Origin of the sequence: Neorhizobium phenanthreniclasticum (genome assembly GCF_040066075.1) — a bacterium.
Taxonomy (GTDB): Bacteria; Pseudomonadota; Alphaproteobacteria; order Rhizobiales; family Rhizobiaceae; genus Neorhizobium; species Neorhizobium petrolearium.
In genome coordinates this window covers 1-16,762 of record NZ_JBEAAL010000054.1, presented here as the reverse complement: position 1 = coordinate 16,762, position 16,762 = coordinate 1, and the positions used below count along the sequence as shown (strand labels likewise).

Genomic DNA, 16,762 nt, shown 5'->3' with positions numbered 1-16,762 from the left:
CCGACAGTGTCTTGACCGCCGTATCGACAACCGCGACTTGCTCAAATCCGAGGTTGACGCCTGGGAGCGGCGTCGAACCGAAAGTGGCGCTCAAATCCGATGGATGTTCTCGACAGACCAAGCCCGCAAAAAGATGGCAAAGTCTTATCCAATACCTTTGCTCAACGAGTCATAATCTCTGGGACGTCACACTAGTAGCTGGACCGCCCTCCCGACGCGTCGAATGCAGCGCCAGTCACGAAGCTGCACTCCTCGGACGCGATCCAGAGGATCTGCGCCGCCACTTCCTCAATTTTCCCCAGCCGATTGAGGGGAATTTTAGAGGCGGAAAGGGCAATGGCCTCCTCGCTCATCTCCTTCAGAAGATCCGTTTGCACCAATCCCGGCGTGATGCAATTAACAAGAACGCCGGTACCCGCCAACTCCAGCGCAAGCGCTTTCGTGAGGGACAGCACGGCACCTTTCGATGCCGAATAAGCGGCCATATACGGGTTTCCTTGCTTGCCGGCGACGGATGCGATCGAAACAATTCGCCCATAGTTCCTAGCCTTCATTGCGGGAATAACCGCACGGCTGCTAAGGAAGATACTGTCCAGGTTAATATCGATGATGCGCTTCCACTCCTGAAGGGTAAACTCCTCCATCGGTTTGGTCGGCCCAGTCACGCCTGCCGCGTTGATCAGGATGTCTACGGAACTGGTCACCTCGAGAGCCTGCTCGGCTGCAGCGGCCACCGCAGATTCGGACGTCACATCGACCTTTACGTACGCGAAATCGCCTGGAGCAGACGCGAATAGCCCCTGCGACGGCTCCGGGCTCAGCAGATCCCATATCACAACGCGGGCGCCGGAGGCGAGAAGGCGGTCCGCGACTCCCCGGCCAATGCCACGGGCACCACCCGTGACGACGGCGGTGCGGTTCTTGAAGTCGAACTTTATCATGATCTACCTTTGTGAAAGCGGCCGCCCGATGAACGCGGGCGACCTTGGCTCGTTAGAGCTTGCAGGCGTCGTCTGCGGCAGGCATTGCGACGTCGGCGGCAACCGACGTCGCCACCACCGGACGCAGCGTGCCATCCTGATCCTCGATGCGCCCGAAGAAGTTACCGCGGACGAACTGGTGGTCGGCCTGCCGCACCGAAATCTTGCCGATGATGGTGTCGGTTTCGATGCCTTCGAGTGCTTCCGCTATGTCTTCCGGGGAAGTGCTGTCGGCCTTGTCGATGCCCGCGAACAGGACCTGCATTCCGAGATAGGTCTCGCCTTCGAAGTTCGCCGGCAAAGTACCTGGATATTTCTTGGCCCAAGCGTCAACAAAGGCCTTGTTTGCAGGAGTGTCCAGAGTCGACGAGTAGTTAATGATGCCGTAGATGCCCTTAGAGACGTCACCCAGCGTCTTCACTGTATTGTCGGTGACGAAGCTGACGCCCGCGACCTTGAGTTTGTCGATTAGGCCGAACTGCTTTGCCTGTTGCGCGAAGTTGATCGCATCGCGACCGGCCAGCGCGACCCAAACGCCTTCCGCTCCCGAATCGAGGATCTTCTGGATGTAGGGAGCGAAGTCATTCGTTCCGAGACCCGCATAGCCTTCTGCGACGATATCGCGGGTAAGACCGCTCGCGGTCTTGGTGAAGCTTGCGCCGGAATTTCTGCCCCAGGCGGTATCCGAGCCCATGATGGCCCATTTCTTCTCGCTCTGCTCCTTGAGCCAAGTACCGACCGTCGCGGCATCGGCATAGTCGGGGATATTGGCCCGGAAGAAACGCGGACTGCACTCGGCGCCGGTCAGAGCATCCGCCTTCGGAACGGTGCCCATCATGACGGCATCCCAGCGCTCCAACATCGGCGCAATGCCGAGCGCCTCGCCCGAAGCGATGGAGCCCGTCAAAATAGTAAAACCGTCATTGACCAGCTTCTCGGCCTGTTGCCGAGCGATATCGGCCTTCGCTTGGGTGTCCTGATACTGCGTCTCGACCTTCCTTCCGTCGATGCCTCCCTTCGCATTCACTTCTTCGACCGCAAAATCTACCGCCCTCTTGACCTGTTGCCCAAGATCGCCGTAGGCGCCCGTCAAGGCCGTCGCGACGCCGATTTTGATCGTAGCGTCGGCTGCGGATGAAGCCCCGGCGGCAATCAGGAACGCTGCAGCGGCCACTCCGGCATATAGTTTGGTAGTTCTCATAATTCTCTCCTCCACTTTCCGGCTCCGGCCGGGTTACACAGAAACGTGTCTCTTCAGCTCCTCAGCCGTCAACGCCGAGAGCCGCCCGTCCTCGACAACGGATCCCTTGGCCATGACGTAGTATCGATCACCGACGGAGCGAATCAGGCCAAAATTCTGCTCGATCAATAGGATCGCGGTGCCTTGTTCCGCCAGACGGACGAGAGACGCACCGAGTTCGTCAACAACCACGGGCGCCAGACCTTCGCTAGGCTCGTCGAGGATCAGAAGGTCGGGATTGGCCATAAGCGCCCGACCGATGGCCAACATCTGCTGCTGTCCACCGCTCATGGCAGTTCCCAGCCCGTCAGCGCGCTCGCGCAGGATCGGGTACATGGCGAAAACGGCTTCCAGGTTCCAAGGCCCCTTGCGATCGGGCGCTGAGCCGAGAAGCAGGTTTTCGCGAACTGTCAGGCCGGGCACGATGCGGCGGCCTTGCGGTACGATCGAAATACCGCTGCGGGCGGCCCGGAAGGCACGAATGGGCTTTTGGACGCGCGTCATGAACGAAACCTTGCCCGACGTCAGCCGCGCAGCGCCGATGCAGGTGTTGACCACGGTCGTCTTGCCAACGCCGTTTCGACCGATCAAGGCGACTCGTTCGCCTTTTTCCACCTTCAGCGAAACGCCGTGCAGGACTCGTGCCGACCCATAGGCCGCGTGAACGTTTTGCAGTTCGAGCAGGCTCATGCGAAAGTGCTCCCCAAATACGCACGAATGACTTCAGGATTGGCGCGCACCTCGTCAGGCAGGCCTTCCGTCAACACTTCGCCCAGATGCAGGACCGTCAGCCGATCGCAGATCGCGAAAATCACTTCCATGTCGTGTTCTACGAGGAGGATGGTGAGCTTCCAACGCTCGGCCAGATTGCGCAGGTGCCGCGCCATGGCGAGCGACTCCTCGATTGTCAGGCCTGCTGCGGGTTCATCAAGCAACAGTAGTTTCGGCTTGCCGACCAAGGCGAGTGCCAGGTCCACGCGGCGCTGGTCTCCATAGGAGACGTCCGATGCGGTTCTGTCGGCAATCGCCGTTAGCGATAGTTCGGCTAGAACTTCTTCCGTATTGTCGAATTCCGCTTTTCGTGCCGCGAGTTGGACCTGCTGACGGATTCCCAGCTCGGGGAAGATGTTGGTCTTCTGGAAGGATCGCGAGAGTCCAACCGCACGGCGTTCGCGCTCCGACAGTCGCGAAATGTCCTGGCCGTTCAGGCAGACAGTGCCCTGCTGATTGCGGCCCCTTCCGGTGAGCACGTCCATGCAAGTCGATTTTCCGGCGCCGTTCGAGCCGATCAGGCCGCGAATTTCACCCTGTCTCAGCTTAAAGCTGACGTTATTGAGTGCGGCGAAACCGCCATAGCGCCGAGTCAGGCCGGTGGCCTCTAGCATGTAGGTGTCAGACATCGCGTCCTCCACGAATACGGTTGACGAGCGAGGAGACGGCGCCACTTGCGCCGGAAGGCAGTAGAATGACGACAGCGATTAGCACCAAACCGACGATGGATTGCCAGTGGGTCGTGTAGTTGCCCGCGAAGTCACGCAGGATCACGAACAGGAAGGCTCCGAGGGCGGGTCCCCAGACCGACCGCGTGCCGCCGATGATGGCGATGATCAGCGCCTCACCAGACAGACTCCAGTGTAGGAGGCCGGGTGTAATATAACCGTTGTAGAGCGCAAACAGGGTGCCGCCGATGGAGGCAATGAGGCCCGAAAGCGCGATGATCGCAGCACGCGGCATCAGCGTCCGGAAACCGATGAAGCGCGCGCGCTCCTCGTTGTTCTTGATAGCAAGCGTCAAGGTTCCGAAATGCGAACGGCTGAGCAGCACCAGCCCGACGATGATGATGATCAGGGCGGACCAGCTCACCAGGAACATGGTGTCGGCCTTCTGGAAGAAGCTGAGCTTCAAGCCGAAGATCTCGCGCGGAAGACGCATGCGCAAGCCGTCTTCGCCGTTGGCGAGGTCGCGCCAGCGCATCATCAGTTCGAACAGAGCCTGGGCGATTGCGAGGCTCAGCATCGAGAAGGCGACCCCCTGTGTCCGCAGGAGGATGAAGGACAGGGCAAAGGCCGCCAGCGTGGCGATCACCGGCGCAAGCAGCACAACCGCTTCGCCTGAAAGGCCTGTATAGACGCTCATCAGCACCAGCAGATAAGCCGCGCCGCCGTAGAAAGCGGCGTGGCCGAAGCTGCTGAAGCCTGCCTGCCGGACCAAGAAACCGACACCCGTTGCCAGGATGGCGGTCATCGAAGCCGACGTCAGAAGCGACAATATATTTCGCGGCAGTCCGAGCCACGGCAGGACGAAGCCGACGAGCGCAACGGCGATGCCGACGACGACGAGTACGGGTGGCGTAGTAGAGGTTCTAACTTTGGGAGCGGCAGCCGCCATGGATAAATTGCTCATGAGTAGGACCTCGCAAACCCTGTCGGCTTCAGGATCAGCACCACAACCATCAGCAGAAGCGGAAGCATCGACGCGACGTTCGGCACGTAGACGATGCCGAGATTGTGCACCTGCCCGATCAACAGTGCGGCGATAAAGGCGCCGGCGAACGATCCGAGACCCCCCGTGACCACGACGATGAAGCTTTCGATGAGAATCGAGCTCCCCATCGACGGCGACAGTGCAAGAAGCGGTGAGGCTATGACGCCGGACAGGCCGGCAAGGGCTGTACCAAGGCCGACGACGGAAAGGCTGAGCTTCTCCGTGTCAACGCCCTGCATGCCGGTGGTTAGCGCGTCGACGCTGGAAGCGCGAACGTACAGACCGGCGCGGCTGAAGCGGAGCCATAGGGTCAGGCCCAGCGCAACGGCGATCGCAACGGCAATTACCAGGAGACGATAGACCGGAAACAATATGTCGCCAAGCTGCACTGTGCCGTCGAAGGGATAGGGCGCCAGGACAGACAGCGTATCGGCGCCCCAGATCATTTGGACCACATCCTCGAAAACGAGCAGGATGCCGAAGGTCACGAGGACGGTCACCATGTGGTCGGCGTTCTGCAACGGCCTGAAGACGACATAATCGAGAAGGATGCCAATCAAACCAAGAACGAGAACTGCGACGATCAATCCTCCCCAGAAGCCGAAGACCATGGCGGCGGTATAGCCGGCATAGGCGCCGACCATGTAGAAGCCGCCATGGGCGAAGTTGACCACGCGTCGCAGCCCGAAGATCAGGACCAAACCGACGGAAACGATGTAGAGAAGGCCTGCATAGACCAGACCGTTCAAAATCTGGATCAGCATGATTACCGCCCTCCCTTTCGACAAGCCACCGCGCACCGCACGGTGTTCTTGTTGTTATGCATCTGTCGCTCCTCCGACATTGCGCCCTTGCCGACATCGGCGGCCAGGACCATCATTCCTCGTACCGCGGCATGTCTCAATGCCGCGGTCTGCTAGTCGTACCGCTCCCTCGCGGCCGCATTGACGGCGCGATAAGCAAAAACCACAGCGGGTCCAAGCGTCGTTCCGGGCCCGGGATAGGAATCCCCCATCACGGACGCCATGTCGTTTCCGCAGGCGTAAAGCCCCGGGATGGGGTTCTCGTCGCCATCGACGACACGCGCGTCTTCATCGGTCGATATGCCGGCGCTGCAGGCGATTTCCGCCGGCCAGACCGCCATGGCATAGACATTCTTGGTGCCGACCGGTGCCAGGCAGGGATTGGGCTTGACCTGGGGATCGCCGTTGAAGCGGTTGAGCGCGGAGTGGCCTTTGTGGAAATCCTCGTCCACGCCGCGCGCCGCCTGCTCGTTGTAGCGGGAAAGCGTTGCCTCCAATCCGGCGGCGTCAATCCCCAGTTTCTTTGCCAGCGCCTCCGGGGTCTCCCCGTGGACGAGGTAGCCGCTGGTGAGGAAGGGGGCGAGGTCAGTCGTGCCGGGATAGATGTGCCCGAGACCGTACTTGCGGATGAAGGTCCCGTCGCAGATCAGCCAGGTCGGAATCGCGCTGTCGGGATCGTTCGAACGGTACATGGCTTCTACGAAATCGTGATAGGAATCCGCCTCGTTGCAGAAGCGCCGCCCCGCGCGGTTGACGGCAATCAGGCCGGGCTTGGCCCGGTCCAGAGACAAATGCGGGAAGAGGCCCTGCGTCCCATCCTTGCGGCGGGTCACGGACACAGGGGTCCAGAAGCCGCCGCTGCCGTTTTCGGTTTCGCTGATCCGCGCTCCGAGCGCCTCCGCCGCCGCTATGCCCTCGCCCTGATTGGCGGTGCTCGCCAGCGAGAATTTCGGCGTCGGCTGCGGCATCAGCCGTTCACGATAGCCCGCATTATGCGCAAAGCCGCCGGTCGCGAGGATGACGCCCTTGCGTGCGGAAATCCTGGCGGTCCCCGACGGTCCCGCGACGGTCGCTCCAGTCACCCGACCATTTTCGACGAGAAGTTCGCCGAGGCACGTTCCGAATTCGGGACGCACGCCGAGCTTCAGCAGCGAATGATACATCCGCGCCACCAGAGCATTGCCCATCACAAGCCGCGTGCCGCGTGAAAAGCGCAACCGATCCGTCAGGTAACGTAAAAACAGTCTGGCGGAATAAATGAAGTTGCCCAGCGACTGGAAGCGGCCCAGCAGCCGGGGGATATCCATCTTGCCGACCATCATGCCACCGAAGATCATGAACTCGTCGATCGGCGGTCGCACACGTTCGAAATCCCGGCCGAGCATCCGAGCGTCGAACGGAGCCGGAACGATCGCACGGCCACGCACGGCCGCGCCGGCCTTGGCGTGGTAATCAGGGTGCTCGCCGCACGGAAGAAATTTCACCTCAGTCATGGACTGAAGCACATCGATCGCCTCGACGCCGGTGCTGAAATAGACGTCGCGCTGCCGGTCAGTGCGGTGCGTATGCGCGGCAATCAGGCTGTCTAGGTAGGCGGCTGCCTGCGTGATGCTGTCCTTGTCGCCGATCTGTTTACCTTGGCTATTTTCCGGTATCCATAGTGTGCCGGCGGACGTAGAGGCCGTTCCACCGATCATTTCAGACTTTTCGATAATGACGACATCCAGTCCTCTCAGCTTCGCGAAGATGGCGGCGGCCATGCCGGCTGGGCCAGCGCCTATCACGAGCAGATCGACCGTCCGTACAGGCTCGGCTGACGTCAGATTTTTGGACGATTCGTTCAGGGTCATACTGCCTCCCGCAGAGCGGCGCGCGCCAGCGTGGCAGCGGTCTCGCCGGCGATCATTCCGAATGTTGCGGACTTGGACAGCCCGCCCGAGTAGCCGTCACGGCTGAAGCCTTCGAGCCCACCGGTGCATGCGCCGGCTGCGAGCAGGCCTGGGATCGGACGCTCTTCGGCGTCCAGCACCTGAGCCGCCGCATCGGTCAGGATGCCTCCCATCGTGTAGGTTACCCCGGCACAGAGCGGCACCGCGTGGAACGGGCTAGTCCGTATCGGGTGCGCCTTATATGCCGCATTGCTCCTGTCCGGTTCGAATGCTCCCTGCCCGTCGATCGCCGCATTCCAGGCCGCCACCGATCGTGCAAGGGCTTTGGGATCGAGGCCGATGCGGAATGCCAGCTGATCGAGGCTGTTCTCGGAGATGAGTCGTCCTCCTGCCCGCTCCAGATAAGGGTTCGCAGGCAACAGCCAGTCGCGGCCGGGCCCCTGCCAGATGGCTTCGTCGAAGATCACGTGGCACCCAAGCGGATCATCGAGCCGCGCCATGCAGTTCGCGGCGTGAACGCCGCCGATGCTCTCGTCGCAGAAGCGATTTCCGGCGCGGTCGACGAGCAGGCCGGAAACGCAGAGCGAGTCCATGACGGGATAAGGCCAGAAGCGTCCGTCCGTCATCGCCTCACGGTACTGGATATGTCCGTAGAAGCTCTCCATGCCGATAAGCTTTGCGCCCACGGCTTCGGCCATCTCGAGCCCATTGCCGCGTCCGGTTTCGGCGTTGCGCATCAGGAGGCGGTCCGGCGCGGGAGAGATATACCGTCCGATCAGCTCACGTTTTGCCTGAAAACCGCCGTCGCACAGGATCACGACCGGCGCGTCGAGGCGTTCTTCTCGTCCGTTGCGGGAAACCAAAAGGCCGCTGACTCGGCCATTCTTGGCGACGATCTTGCGAGCAATCACGCCTTGATCGAAACGACCGCCGAGTTCCGCCAGCCGCTTGTTGAGGGTGCGGAGCATCACGTCGCCCGCGCGCCAGTGCCAGTTCAGGCCGGTATTGCGGACACCGGGCGGCGCCAGTGAGTTCTGCCTCAGCCCATCCGGGCCGACACGGATGAGGCCGACGCCCTGTGTGCGCAGCCACGCGATCGCCCGAGCGGCATTGCGGGCTAACATTGTAGCCAATGAAACCCGCGTCTCGCCACCTGTCACTCGCTTGAGCCGGGCAATGAGTTCGGCCGGTTCGGAACGCATGTCCTCCATACCGATGTGAAAGAGTCCGCCCGTGTAGCGGCTGTTGCAGAGGTAATGCTCGCCAGTCCCCTGCTCGATGACGCGCACGCTCAGACCGAGTTCGGCTGCACGGATGGCGGAGCTCATCCCGGCGAGGCCGCCGCCGACGATTAGAACATCTTGGGAGCGAGCTGTTTCCTTCATGATGGACCTCAGCGCGGCATCAGCGTGTCGGACAGGACGCGGAGCACCTCTACGTAGCTCCGCAGGATCAGCCAGAGCACGGCCGCGGCCAAGAGCGCGACAACCATCCAGAGCCAGCCATAGCCAGCCGCGATAGCCCAAATGCCGAAGCAGAGCGGCGCCAGCGCGATGACGATGGCCAGGAGATCACCCTTTTCGGCAAGAAGCCGAATGGCCGGATAGGACGGTGGCTGTTTAGGATCGGACATCTTCAACCTCTGCGACTACGTTCAAAATGGTTCGATGAGCTCAGGCGGAGGCAGCGTGGCGCGCCGCAAGCCGTCCCGAAGTGAAGGCCCACGCCAGATGATGGCCATGCCCCTCCAGCAGAAGGCCACCCTGCCCGGCCGAGCCGACAGCATACAGGCCGGGCACGACGGTGCCGTCGCCCCGGATGACCTGGTGGTTGGTGTTCACCGTGAGGCCGCCATCGGTGAGGATGATCCAGCTCTTGACGGGGCCGAGGGCGTGGAAGGGGCCTTTCGAGACCCGCGGGCGACCTTCGATGCCGGCTTCCGCAGCATGCTTTGCCACTTCGGCTTCCAGCGTACCGCTTGGCACGCCGATCTTTCGGGCCAGTTCACCGAGCGTCGGCGCGCTGGAATAAAGATCGGGGCGCGTCCGCTTGTAGTCCGACAGATAGGCATAGGCGACGCCCGGCGCAGTCGAGATGAAATAGGGCCAGGCATTGAACTTCTTCGCTACCTCGTCATCGAAAACGATGAAGGCCTGTTTTTGCGGCTGCTGACCGAATGCGAAGTTCGGCTTGGCAAGTTCGTCGGCAAAACGCTCGCCGTCCCGATTGACCAGGATCGCCCCCTCCCGGAACATCGTGGGCTCCGGCGACAGATAGGTGGTCACGAAGGACAGGATGAAGGGACGCAGGATCCACGAGGGCATCGTGTTCAGCGACCAGCGCATCAGCCGTGTGAACCATGGCCAGGGCGGCAACTTCTGGAGTAAGTTCGGCTTCGGCGGCGGCATGAAGCGCAGATTTGGCCCATAGACGACGTGGCCATATTTGATCTTCGCCCCCAGTGCTTCGCCCATCCGCTGTCCGTCGCCGGTGTTCGTCGTGTTGACGCCATCGATGTCGCGCACCGGAGGATTGAAACGCTCCTTCCATTCAGGGCTCGACGAATAGTCGCCTGAAGCTAGAACGACCGCCTTCCTTGCGCGCAAGATGCCACTGCGCAATTGCACGCCGACCACCCGCCCGTCTTCGACCAGCAGATCCTTGACCTCCGAATTAACTCGGATCGTCACGCCGACGCGTCGCGCTTCGCGTTCTAGAAAATAGATATAGGCGCGGGAGTTCGGCAGGATGTTGTGCATGCGCGGCTGGCGATGCGGCGGCTCCGGCATTGGGCCGTAGAAAGTCACTCCAAGGCTCTCGAGCCATGCGACGCTTTCGCTCACGTTCTCGACCAAGATGCGCCGGAGGGCTTCGTTGTCATCCTTGGCCAGTTCAGGGGCGAACTTCGGCATGTCCTCGAAATGCGCCTGCGGATCATCTACGATGCCGGCCTTCTTCTGCAGCCTGGTACCGGTGGCGGTAACTGAGCCTATTGAAAGTCCAGTGCTTCCGCGTACTTCCGTATGCTTTTCCAGCAGAATGACGCTGGCGTCTGCCTTCTTCGCAAATATAGCGGTCGTCAGACCGGAGCCGCCTCCGCCGACGACGATGATGTCGGCATCCGCCTGAGACGTTGAACGACTGTCTGTTGCTGCAATCAATGTCATGTCTGAACGCCCGCCGTAAGATCAATACCGGCCTCAAGCGAAATTCGCCGTGCGGAACCTGCAGCGAGAAAGCCGCCGTCCATGGCGATATCCTCACCTGTGATGTAGCCGGCCTCGTCGCTTGCAAGAAAAAGCACGAGATTTGCCGCCTCCTCCATTGTCCCGAACCGACCGAGCGGGGTAGCACTCCGCCAAGGCTCAAGATGACTGCCGCCAGCATTCAGGCCGGTGACGATAATGCCTGGGCAGATTGCGTTAACGCGGATATTCCATTCGACATATTCCGCTGCCGCAGTCCGCGTCAGCCCGAGAAGGCCCGCTTTGGAAGCCGCATAGGCCGGATCGTTATGCCCGACGTGTGCAGCAACCGAAGCCATATTAACGACCGCACCGCCACCGGCATCGCGTATGGCTGGGCAGACCGTCTTCATTCCGAGAAAGGCGCCATTCAGGTTGACGCTCATCACGCGCTGCCAATTCTCAAGGCTGGTTCCGGTGATGCCCGTACGGTTGACGATACCGGCATTGTTGACAAGGGTCGTGATCCTCCCCTTCCAGTCCAGCACATCGGCAACAAGTTGGCGCCAGGCATCTTCGTTCGTGACATCCAGGGAAAAGTACCGGACATCCGCATGCTGGGCCTGAAGTTCATGAGCTAACGCTGTGCCCTCCTCTTCGAGAACGTCGGCGATAGCGACTGCCGCGCCCTCTTCGCTCAGCCGCCTCACATCCGCCGCACCGACGCCACGCGCTCCTCCGCTGACAATGACGACTTTATCCTTCATACGGTTCATGCTTCCATTGCTCCCGAAGGAGCCCTCCCAAAGCTTCGCAATTTCAACCTAGATACTGGAGGTTTGCTGAAATTCAGCATAAATACGGTCCAACCGCAAAGTGAGCTGAAGAAACCGCAATGTCCCTCGAAGATCTTTATGCCCGCCCCGCGCACCTCATCCGCAGAGCCCACCAAATATCATGGGCAATATTCCTGGATGAATGCGAGGAATTTGCCTTAACGCCGGTCCAGTATGCCGCACTCGTCTCGATTGATGCCGTCCCCGGTACAGATGCGACGCGAATTTCGAACATGATAGCCTTCGACCGATCGACAATTGGCAACGTCCTTGATCGACTCGAAAAGCGCGGCCTGATCGAACGCCGACCCAGCCAAACCGACCGTCGGCAACGTCTGGTTTTCTTGACGGATCAGGGCTCCAGACTGTTGGCCGACTGCAAAGAGGCAGTAGACCGTGTCCAGAACAGGATCGTTGGGGTGTTAAGCCGCTCCGAACGGGAGATCTTTCTGAAGCTGATGACACGCATCGTCCACCTGCATAATGATGTCACCTCGGCGCCCATTAGGTCGCTCGACGGTTAATCGCTTCAAGAAAATATTCATTCAGATTTCTCCTGTTGGAACAACTGCCTCAACCCAGCGCACGGTAAAAACAGTCCATCTCCTCACTCCGTATTGATATGTATGCGCAACAAATCAGACCTGTCAACACAGTTGACTTGGTAAATAACTGAAACAGCTTCTCATCGACTCTGACTGTACACGACGCGCTACTCCCGCGCCGAAGCGGCGACAATCGTGCTTGGATGTCGCGCAGCTGCGGCCTGATGAGCTCCGGCACATCAAACAGCCCCATCATCAGTCCGATGCGCGTGTTGATGTTTAACACTATTCTTCACCCGCATTATTGACCGTATACGTACATTCAGATTACTTCCCATTATCAGCCGGCGCGTCAGGTTCCGAAAGGGAGAACGTCTTCGGCACGAATAGTTAAGGGAGGAAAAAGGCATGCAATTTCATCTAAATGGATTCAGAACAGGCGATCCCGGCGTGTCTGATCCCATTGTCGATACCGCAATCTCTGGCGATGCCTTACCGTCGGAAGTTGATGTACTGATCGTCGGTTGTGGTCCTGCCGGTCTAACTCTTGCGGCACAGCTGTCCGCATTTCCGAGCATCAATGTCGCAATCATCGATCAGAAGCCAGGGCCGCTGGAACTCGGCCAAGCCGACGGCATCGCCTGCCGCACGCTTGAGATGTTTAAGGCATTCGGATTCGCCGAGAAAGTCTTGAAAGAAGCCTACTGGGTCAACGAAACCTCGTTTTGGAAACCAGACGATTCAGATCACGAGAAGATCATTCGCCACGGCCGAGTACTCGACGTCGAGGATGGTCTTTCCGAAATGCCGCATGTCATCCTCAACCAGGCGCGCGTGCACGATTTCTATCTCGACGTCATGCGTCGTTCGCCTCGCCGTCTTGAGCCGCATTACTCCCGCCAGATGGTCGAAGTTTCTATCGATGCGGCGCAGCAGGCGGGTACACACCCGGTGACGGTGACGATCGATCGAGGGGACGGCGAACGGGAGATCGTGAGGGCACGTTACGTGGTCGGCTGCGACGGCGCGCGCAGCGCCGTGCGTAGATCGCTGGGCCGCGAATTGCGTGGCGATTCCGCCAACCAAGCCTGGGGCGTGATGGACGTTTTAGCCGTCACAGACTTCCCGGACGTGCGCCTCAAGGCGCTCATTCAGTCCGCGAGCGAAGGCAGCATCCTGCTCATTCCCCGCGAGGGCGGCTATTTGATCCGCGTCTATGTGGAGCTGGATAAGCTTGCGCCGAATGAGCGTGTCGCCAGCAGAAGTATCGGGGTGGAACATTTGATAGGAGCGGCCCAACGCATCCTGAAGCCCTACAGTTTTGAAGTGAAAGAGGTCGCTTGGTGGTCGGTCTACGAGATCGGCCAGCGGCTGTGCGACAAGTTCGACGACGTGCCCGATGAGGAGATGGCGACGCGCTTGCCACGCGTCTTCATTGTCGGTGACGCTTGCCATACCCATAGCCCAAAGGCGGGGCAAGGTATGAATGTCTCTATGCAGGACGCATTCAATCTCGGCTGGAAGCTGGCAGCAGTACTAGAAGGTCGCGTCCCGGCACAATTACTGCACAGCTATTCGGCTGAACGCCAATCAGTTGCCAAAGAACTAATCAGTTTCGATCGCGAATGGGCAAAGATGCTGAGTTCACCGCTGAAAACTATCGAGTATCCGGAAGGCGTTGATCCCGCGGAAGTACAAGAGTATTTCGTGCGCTTTGGACGCTATACCGCCGGCACCGCAACGCGATACGAGCCATCTACGCTGATAGGCGAGCCGAAGCATCAACATCTCGCTGAAGGGTTCCCGATTGGGATGCGCTTCCATTCGGCTCCTGTTATTCGCTTGGCCGATGCTAAGCCGATGCAGCTCGGCCACATTGCCCGAGCCGACGGTCGCTGGCGAGTTTATGCCTTCGCCGACGAAGGCGACAATGCTGCGCCCGGGTCCCTTCTTGCTGGGCTCTGCGATTTCCTGACGTCCAAGAAATCACCGTTGGTGAAGTTCGCGCCAGAAGACGCCGATATCGACTCTTTCATCGATCTCCGCGTCGTTTTCCAGCAGCCGCATCGCGAGCTCGCAATCGAGACGATGCCCAAGCTGCTCTTGCCCGCCAAGGGCCGGCTGGGCCTGCGTGACTACGAAAAGATGTTCTGCCCCGCTTCAGGCGGCAGCGAGAACATTTTTGAGATGCGCAGTATCAACAGGAAGCAGGGCTGCATGGTGGTCGTCAGGCCCGACCAATATGTCGCTCACGTGCTTCCGCTTGATGCTTATTCGGAGCTGACAGCATTCTTCGACGGCTTCATGGTCGTTACGGCGCAGTCGCCTTCCAGCGTGGCTGATTTAGTCGCTTGATTGTAGCACGTCTTCGGAAGAGCTCCACCCTTGTGTACGCTTAAGATTGACGCAAGCGACGCTCCGGCAGTCTCTATCTTGCAACCAAGTGGTCTCGTTCGCGACTGCTAAGCTTGACTTTGTACATTACGCGGCGAAGCAGAGCGCCTGCGCCATGCGGATAAGCCGTCCGGGAGGTATTTTATGCATTTGCGGGTTTGACGGGGAGTGTCGATAAAGATCATCGCTCCAGAAAACGAGGCGCACAGCACCGATCGCATCCGTAAATGTGAGATCGGTTTTCTTGTACCATGCGGCCGCGTGGGGCGGAGGTGGTTTGGCTTAGAACGTCACCAGCCCACACTGTCACGAGACTGTAGAGTGCCAAGAGTGACGGTGTCGTGCGGATGATGGCCAGCCAGCACGCCGTGCTCTGTAACCCGTGGATTGTCGAAGAACCGGTAGGCCGCTTTCGTCGCAGCCCAGTCGCCACACGCCGCCGGGATGGGGTGACCAGGTGCTGACGTCATCTGGTCAAGAAGTCGGTGCATCCGGCGCGCCAGGCGTTTGTCTGGCAGACCTGATGAAATGATCTCATCGCCAAGCCAGCCCGCTTCGCCACCTTCCATATTCTCGCTCATCTGCGACGCCTCCGTGATTCGGCGTCACAGACAGAATCACAGACGATTCATCGGATGCAACCTCGTCTGCAGTGGATGTGGGTAATCGAAAGCTACGCCGGATGGATACTGCTATTCGCAGCTTACGCATTCTGATCCCGGCGCCTGTATCATCTCAAGGAGCGCAAGGTGCCGATCGGTGAGATCGCCCGCCAGTTAGCGGCGGCTTCAGGGACCAGATTGCTCACCAATTGCTCACCCGAGCCGATTAATTCGCTCAGCCATGGCTTTGAGGGCGCTTTGCACGATGAGTTGGCTTTGGGGAGCAACGTCTGAAGAGCGAAACAACTCGACCAGGCGCTGCAAATCCGCGCCCCATTGCCGTTTCAGGCTGTCGAGTTGGTCGACGTGACGGGCGAAGTCACCGCAATCCACGGCAGACTGGAAGGCACGTTCAAGGTCGGCCGCACTGGCCATCAATGCAGCCAGGCTCCGCTTCAGCTTCTCGGGAAGTTCAGGCAGATCGCGGTAGGGGTGCGTTCCCGCCTCGACCATTTGCTGATTCTTCTCGGACATGCGCTCCATCATATCCGCATAGCGATAGAAGCCCGGATAGCGCTGACACAGGTCCGTCAGCACCTTGTCGGAGGCAGTATCGTAAATCTGCTGAAGACCCTGCATATAACCAAGCATATGATGGACGACCGCCGCCCCTTGAATGCCCTGCTTTTCCAGTTGTTGCATTCGCAGATCGATGGCGGCGGCGATCCGATGGTTCTCTTGTGACATGGCATGGCTTTCTGAATAGGGCTAGAGATTGGTCAGGTCTTCCGGGAACTGACCGCCTCTCTGGACGAATTGGCTCCAGGTTTCCTCGCCACGTTTCGAGACGACCCGGTGTGCAGGATCATCGTCATCAGCCTCAAGCAGGCCAAGACGTACGAGCGGTGCGACCGTCTTGTCACCGAATTGCTTTTCATAGGTGTGCCCGGGCACGACAAGCATCCATCCCGATGTTCCGCGTTCGGTGATGGCAGGGACAAGGCGTCCGCCTCGGGCGGGCCTGTCGCCGCGCGAAAGCGTGAACAGGCAGATGCTCCAGAACGCGTTTCTTGGACGTGGCGGTATCAACGCCCAATCCATTGGCCCGTTGTCTGGATATTCCATTATGGGAGCGGGCCTGTTTTCGCCGCCGTTGATGCCTTCCCGGTAGGCCCTCTCAAGCGCATTGGCGATTGCGCCCGCCGTATCGACGGACAGACCGTATTTTCGATTGTAGCGGTCTTTCGCAACGATTTCCCGGGCAATTTCCCTGAAGCGCGCCTTGCGATACGGATCGGGCCGAGGCAGTCTTACTGGCTTGGTCATAATGCGGTCTCCACCTGTGGAGCCTCAGAAGACTTGCGGCGCTTGACGATCTCCGCGACGATATTCTTGCTGATGCCGAGATCGCGAGCGATCCATCGGTAGCTGCGACCTTCGGCGCTCAACGCAATGACCTTCGGTGCGAGCCGATCGGATTTAGGACGTTGTCCAGATTGTCGGCCGAGTTTCTTACCGCGTGCCTTTGCTGCGGCCAGGCCTGATTTCACGCGCTCGCTCAGCTTGACTTTGTACAAAATCCCTTTGGAATTTCAGGTTTGTAGCGGCGGCGGTGATCTTTCGCGTACTGGTAGCGTGGCGCGCGCGGTACTCTCATTTTGGGGCAATTTGAGCGGGTGAGACCCCATGTCCTTGGCCGGCAGGGTGGCTCGTCTCGCATTATGTTCAGAACGAGGGTTAGCTGCAGAGCCAGAGCCTCAAACATAGGAGACGAGCCGTGGTCGATGATATCGCACTTTACGTT

At 59.7% G+C, this 16,762-nt stretch carries 17 protein-coding genes; 2 read left to right on the top strand and 15 right to left on the bottom strand.

Annotated features, from left to right (window positions below; genetic code table 11):
- Positions 1-191: 191 nt before the first annotated feature.
- From ABK249_RS32975 to ABK249_RS32925, 11 genes are all read right to left on the bottom strand, one after another.
- Positions 192-941 (bottom strand): SDR family NAD(P)-dependent oxidoreductase, encoded by a 750-nt coding sequence (locus ABK249_RS32975; protein ID WP_210058941.1) that lies wholly within the window; start codon positions 939-941, stop codon positions 192-194.
- Between the two features lie 52 nt (positions 942-993).
- A complete protein-coding gene (locus ABK249_RS32970) occupies positions 994-2,181 on the bottom strand; it encodes an ABC transporter substrate-binding protein (protein ID WP_210058942.1) in 1,188 nt (395 codons plus the stop codon).
- 33 nt (positions 2,182-2,214) lie between these two features.
- Positions 2,215-2,910, bottom strand: coding sequence for an ABC transporter ATP-binding protein (locus ABK249_RS32965; RefSeq protein ID WP_210058944.1), 696 nt, complete (start codon positions 2,908-2,910; stop codon positions 2,215-2,217).
- Positions 2,907-3,620, bottom strand: a complete 714-nt coding sequence (locus ABK249_RS32960; RefSeq protein WP_210058946.1) for an ABC transporter ATP-binding protein — start codon at positions 3,618-3,620, stop codon at positions 2,907-2,909. The genes ABK249_RS32965 and ABK249_RS32960 overlap by 4 nt, the downstream gene beginning before the upstream one ends.
- The gene (locus ABK249_RS32955) at positions 3,613-4,623 is read right to left on the bottom strand and encodes a branched-chain amino acid ABC transporter permease (protein WP_210058948.1); all 1,011 of its coding nucleotides are present in this window, start codon (positions 4,621-4,623) and stop codon (positions 3,613-3,615) included. The genes ABK249_RS32960 and ABK249_RS32955 overlap by 8 nt, the downstream gene beginning before the upstream one ends.
- On the bottom strand, positions 4,620-5,468 hold the full coding sequence (locus tag ABK249_RS32950) for a branched-chain amino acid ABC transporter permease (protein WP_210058956.1): 849 nt from the start codon (positions 5,466-5,468) through the stop codon (positions 4,620-4,622). The genes ABK249_RS32955 and ABK249_RS32950 overlap by 4 nt, the downstream gene beginning before the upstream one ends.
- A 152-nt stretch (positions 5,469-5,620) precedes the next feature.
- Positions 5,621-7,357 carry an FAD-dependent oxidoreductase gene (locus tag ABK249_RS32945; RefSeq protein WP_210058958.1) on the bottom strand — a complete coding sequence of 579 codons (1,737 nt, stop codon included), beginning with the start codon at positions 7,355-7,357 and terminating at the stop codon, positions 5,621-5,623.
- Positions 7,354-8,781 carry an FAD-dependent oxidoreductase gene (locus ABK249_RS32940; RefSeq protein ID WP_210058959.1) on the bottom strand — a complete coding sequence of 476 codons (1,428 nt, stop codon included), beginning with the start codon at positions 8,779-8,781 and terminating at the stop codon, positions 7,354-7,356. Before ABK249_RS32940 ends, ABK249_RS32945 begins: the two co-directional genes overlap by 4 nt.
- Before the next feature lie 8 nt (positions 8,782-8,789).
- The gene (locus ABK249_RS32935) at positions 8,790-9,029 is read right to left on the bottom strand and encodes a hypothetical protein (protein WP_210058960.1); all 240 of its coding nucleotides are present in this window, start codon (positions 9,027-9,029) and stop codon (positions 8,790-8,792) included.
- A 40-nt stretch (positions 9,030-9,069) separates the two neighbouring features.
- Positions 9,070-10,563, bottom strand: coding sequence for an FAD-dependent oxidoreductase (locus tag ABK249_RS32930; protein WP_210058961.1), 1,494 nt, complete (start codon positions 10,561-10,563; stop codon positions 9,070-9,072).
- Entirely contained in the window at positions 10,560-11,357 is a 798-nt protein-coding gene (locus ABK249_RS32925) for an SDR family NAD(P)-dependent oxidoreductase (RefSeq protein ID WP_210058962.1), read from the bottom strand. Before ABK249_RS32925 ends, ABK249_RS32930 begins: the two co-directional genes overlap by 4 nt.
- Positions 11,358-11,476: 119 nt before the next feature.
- On the opposite strand from ABK249_RS32925, the gene ABK249_RS32920 reads away from it, so the two are divergent.
- Together ABK249_RS32920 and ABK249_RS32915 are read left to right on the top strand one after the other, a co-directional pair.
- Complete coding sequence (locus ABK249_RS32920; RefSeq protein WP_210058963.1) at positions 11,477-11,941, top strand: MarR family winged helix-turn-helix transcriptional regulator; 465 nt, start codon at positions 11,477-11,479, stop codon at positions 11,939-11,941.
- A gap of 429 nt (positions 11,942-12,370) precedes the next feature.
- Positions 12,371-14,317 (top strand): FAD-binding monooxygenase, encoded by a 1,947-nt coding sequence (locus tag ABK249_RS32915; protein ID WP_210058964.1) that lies wholly within the window; start codon positions 12,371-12,373, stop codon positions 14,315-14,317.
- A gap of 329 nt (positions 14,318-14,646) precedes the next feature.
- On the opposite strand, the gene ABK249_RS32910 is transcribed toward ABK249_RS32915, so the two are convergent.
- From ABK249_RS32910 to ABK249_RS32895, 4 genes are all read right to left on the bottom strand, one after another.
- Positions 14,647-14,937, bottom strand: a complete 291-nt coding sequence (locus ABK249_RS32910; protein ID WP_227705924.1) for an IS4/Tn5 family transposase DNA-binding protein — start codon at positions 14,935-14,937, stop codon at positions 14,647-14,649.
- 234 nt (positions 14,938-15,171) lie between these two features.
- Positions 15,172-15,705: a hypothetical protein gene (locus ABK249_RS32905; RefSeq protein ID WP_210058965.1), complete on the bottom strand. Its 534-nt coding sequence runs from the start codon at positions 15,703-15,705 to the stop codon at positions 15,172-15,174.
- A gap of 21 nt (positions 15,706-15,726) precedes the next feature.
- The gene (locus ABK249_RS32900; RefSeq protein ID WP_210058966.1) at positions 15,727-16,284 is read right to left on the bottom strand and encodes a hypothetical protein; all 558 of its coding nucleotides are present in this window, start codon (positions 16,282-16,284) and stop codon (positions 15,727-15,729) included.
- Positions 16,281-16,535 carry a hypothetical protein gene (locus ABK249_RS32895; RefSeq protein WP_227705925.1) on the bottom strand — a complete coding sequence of 85 codons (255 nt, stop codon included), beginning with the start codon at positions 16,533-16,535 and terminating at the stop codon, positions 16,281-16,283. The genes ABK249_RS32900 and ABK249_RS32895 overlap by 4 nt, the downstream gene beginning before the upstream one ends.
- Between the last annotated feature and the right edge of the window lie 227 nt (positions 16,536-16,762).

Coding starts and splice junctions, on each gene's coding strand:
- ABK249_RS32975 (WP_210058941.1), bottom strand. CDS start 941: ATGATAAAGTTCGACTTCAAGAACCGCACCGCCGTCGTCACGGGTGGT.
- ABK249_RS32900 (WP_210058966.1), bottom strand. CDS start 16,284: ATGACCAAGCCAGTAAGACTGCCTCGGCCCGATCCGTATCGCAAGGCG.
- ABK249_RS32955 (WP_210058948.1), bottom strand. CDS start 4,623: ATGAGCAATTTATCCATGGCGGCTGCCGCTCCCAAAGTTAGAACCTCT.
- ABK249_RS32915 (WP_210058964.1), top strand. CDS start 12,371: ATGCAATTTCATCTAAATGGATTCAGAACAGGCGATCCCGGCGTGTCT.
- ABK249_RS32965 (WP_210058944.1), bottom strand. CDS start 2,910: ATGAGCCTGCTCGAACTGCAAAACGTTCACGCGGCCTATGGGTCGGCA.
- ABK249_RS32905 (WP_210058965.1), bottom strand. CDS start 15,705: ATGTCACAAGAGAACCATCGGATCGCCGCCGCCATCGATCTGCGAATG.
- ABK249_RS32925 (WP_210058962.1), bottom strand. CDS start 11,357: ATGAACCGTATGAAGGATAAAGTCGTCATTGTCAGCGGAGGAGCGCGT.
- ABK249_RS32970 (WP_210058942.1), bottom strand. CDS start 2,181: ATGAGAACTACCAAACTATATGCCGGAGTGGCCGCTGCAGCGTTCCTG.
- ABK249_RS32950 (WP_210058956.1), bottom strand. CDS start 5,468: ATGCTGATCCAGATTTTGAACGGTCTGGTCTATGCAGGCCTTCTCTAC.
- ABK249_RS32935 (WP_210058960.1), bottom strand. CDS start 9,029: ATGTCCGATCCTAAACAGCCACCGTCCTATCCGGCCATTCGGCTTCTT.
- ABK249_RS32960 (WP_210058946.1), bottom strand. CDS start 3,620: ATGTCTGACACCTACATGCTAGAGGCCACCGGCCTGACTCGGCGCTAT.
- ABK249_RS32910 (WP_227705924.1), bottom strand. CDS start 14,937: ATGAGCGAGAATATGGAAGGTGGCGAAGCGGGCTGGCTTGGCGATGAG.
- ABK249_RS32930 (WP_210058961.1), bottom strand. CDS start 10,563: ATGACATTGATTGCAGCAACAGACAGTCGTTCAACGTCTCAGGCGGAT.
- ABK249_RS32940 (WP_210058959.1), bottom strand. CDS start 8,781: ATGAAGGAAACAGCTCGCTCCCAAGATGTTCTAATCGTCGGCGGCGGC.
- ABK249_RS32945 (WP_210058958.1), bottom strand. CDS start 7,357: ATGACCCTGAACGAATCGTCCAAAAATCTGACGTCAGCCGAGCCTGTA.
- ABK249_RS32920 (WP_210058963.1), top strand. CDS start 11,477: ATGTCCCTCGAAGATCTTTATGCCCGCCCCGCGCACCTCATCCGCAGA.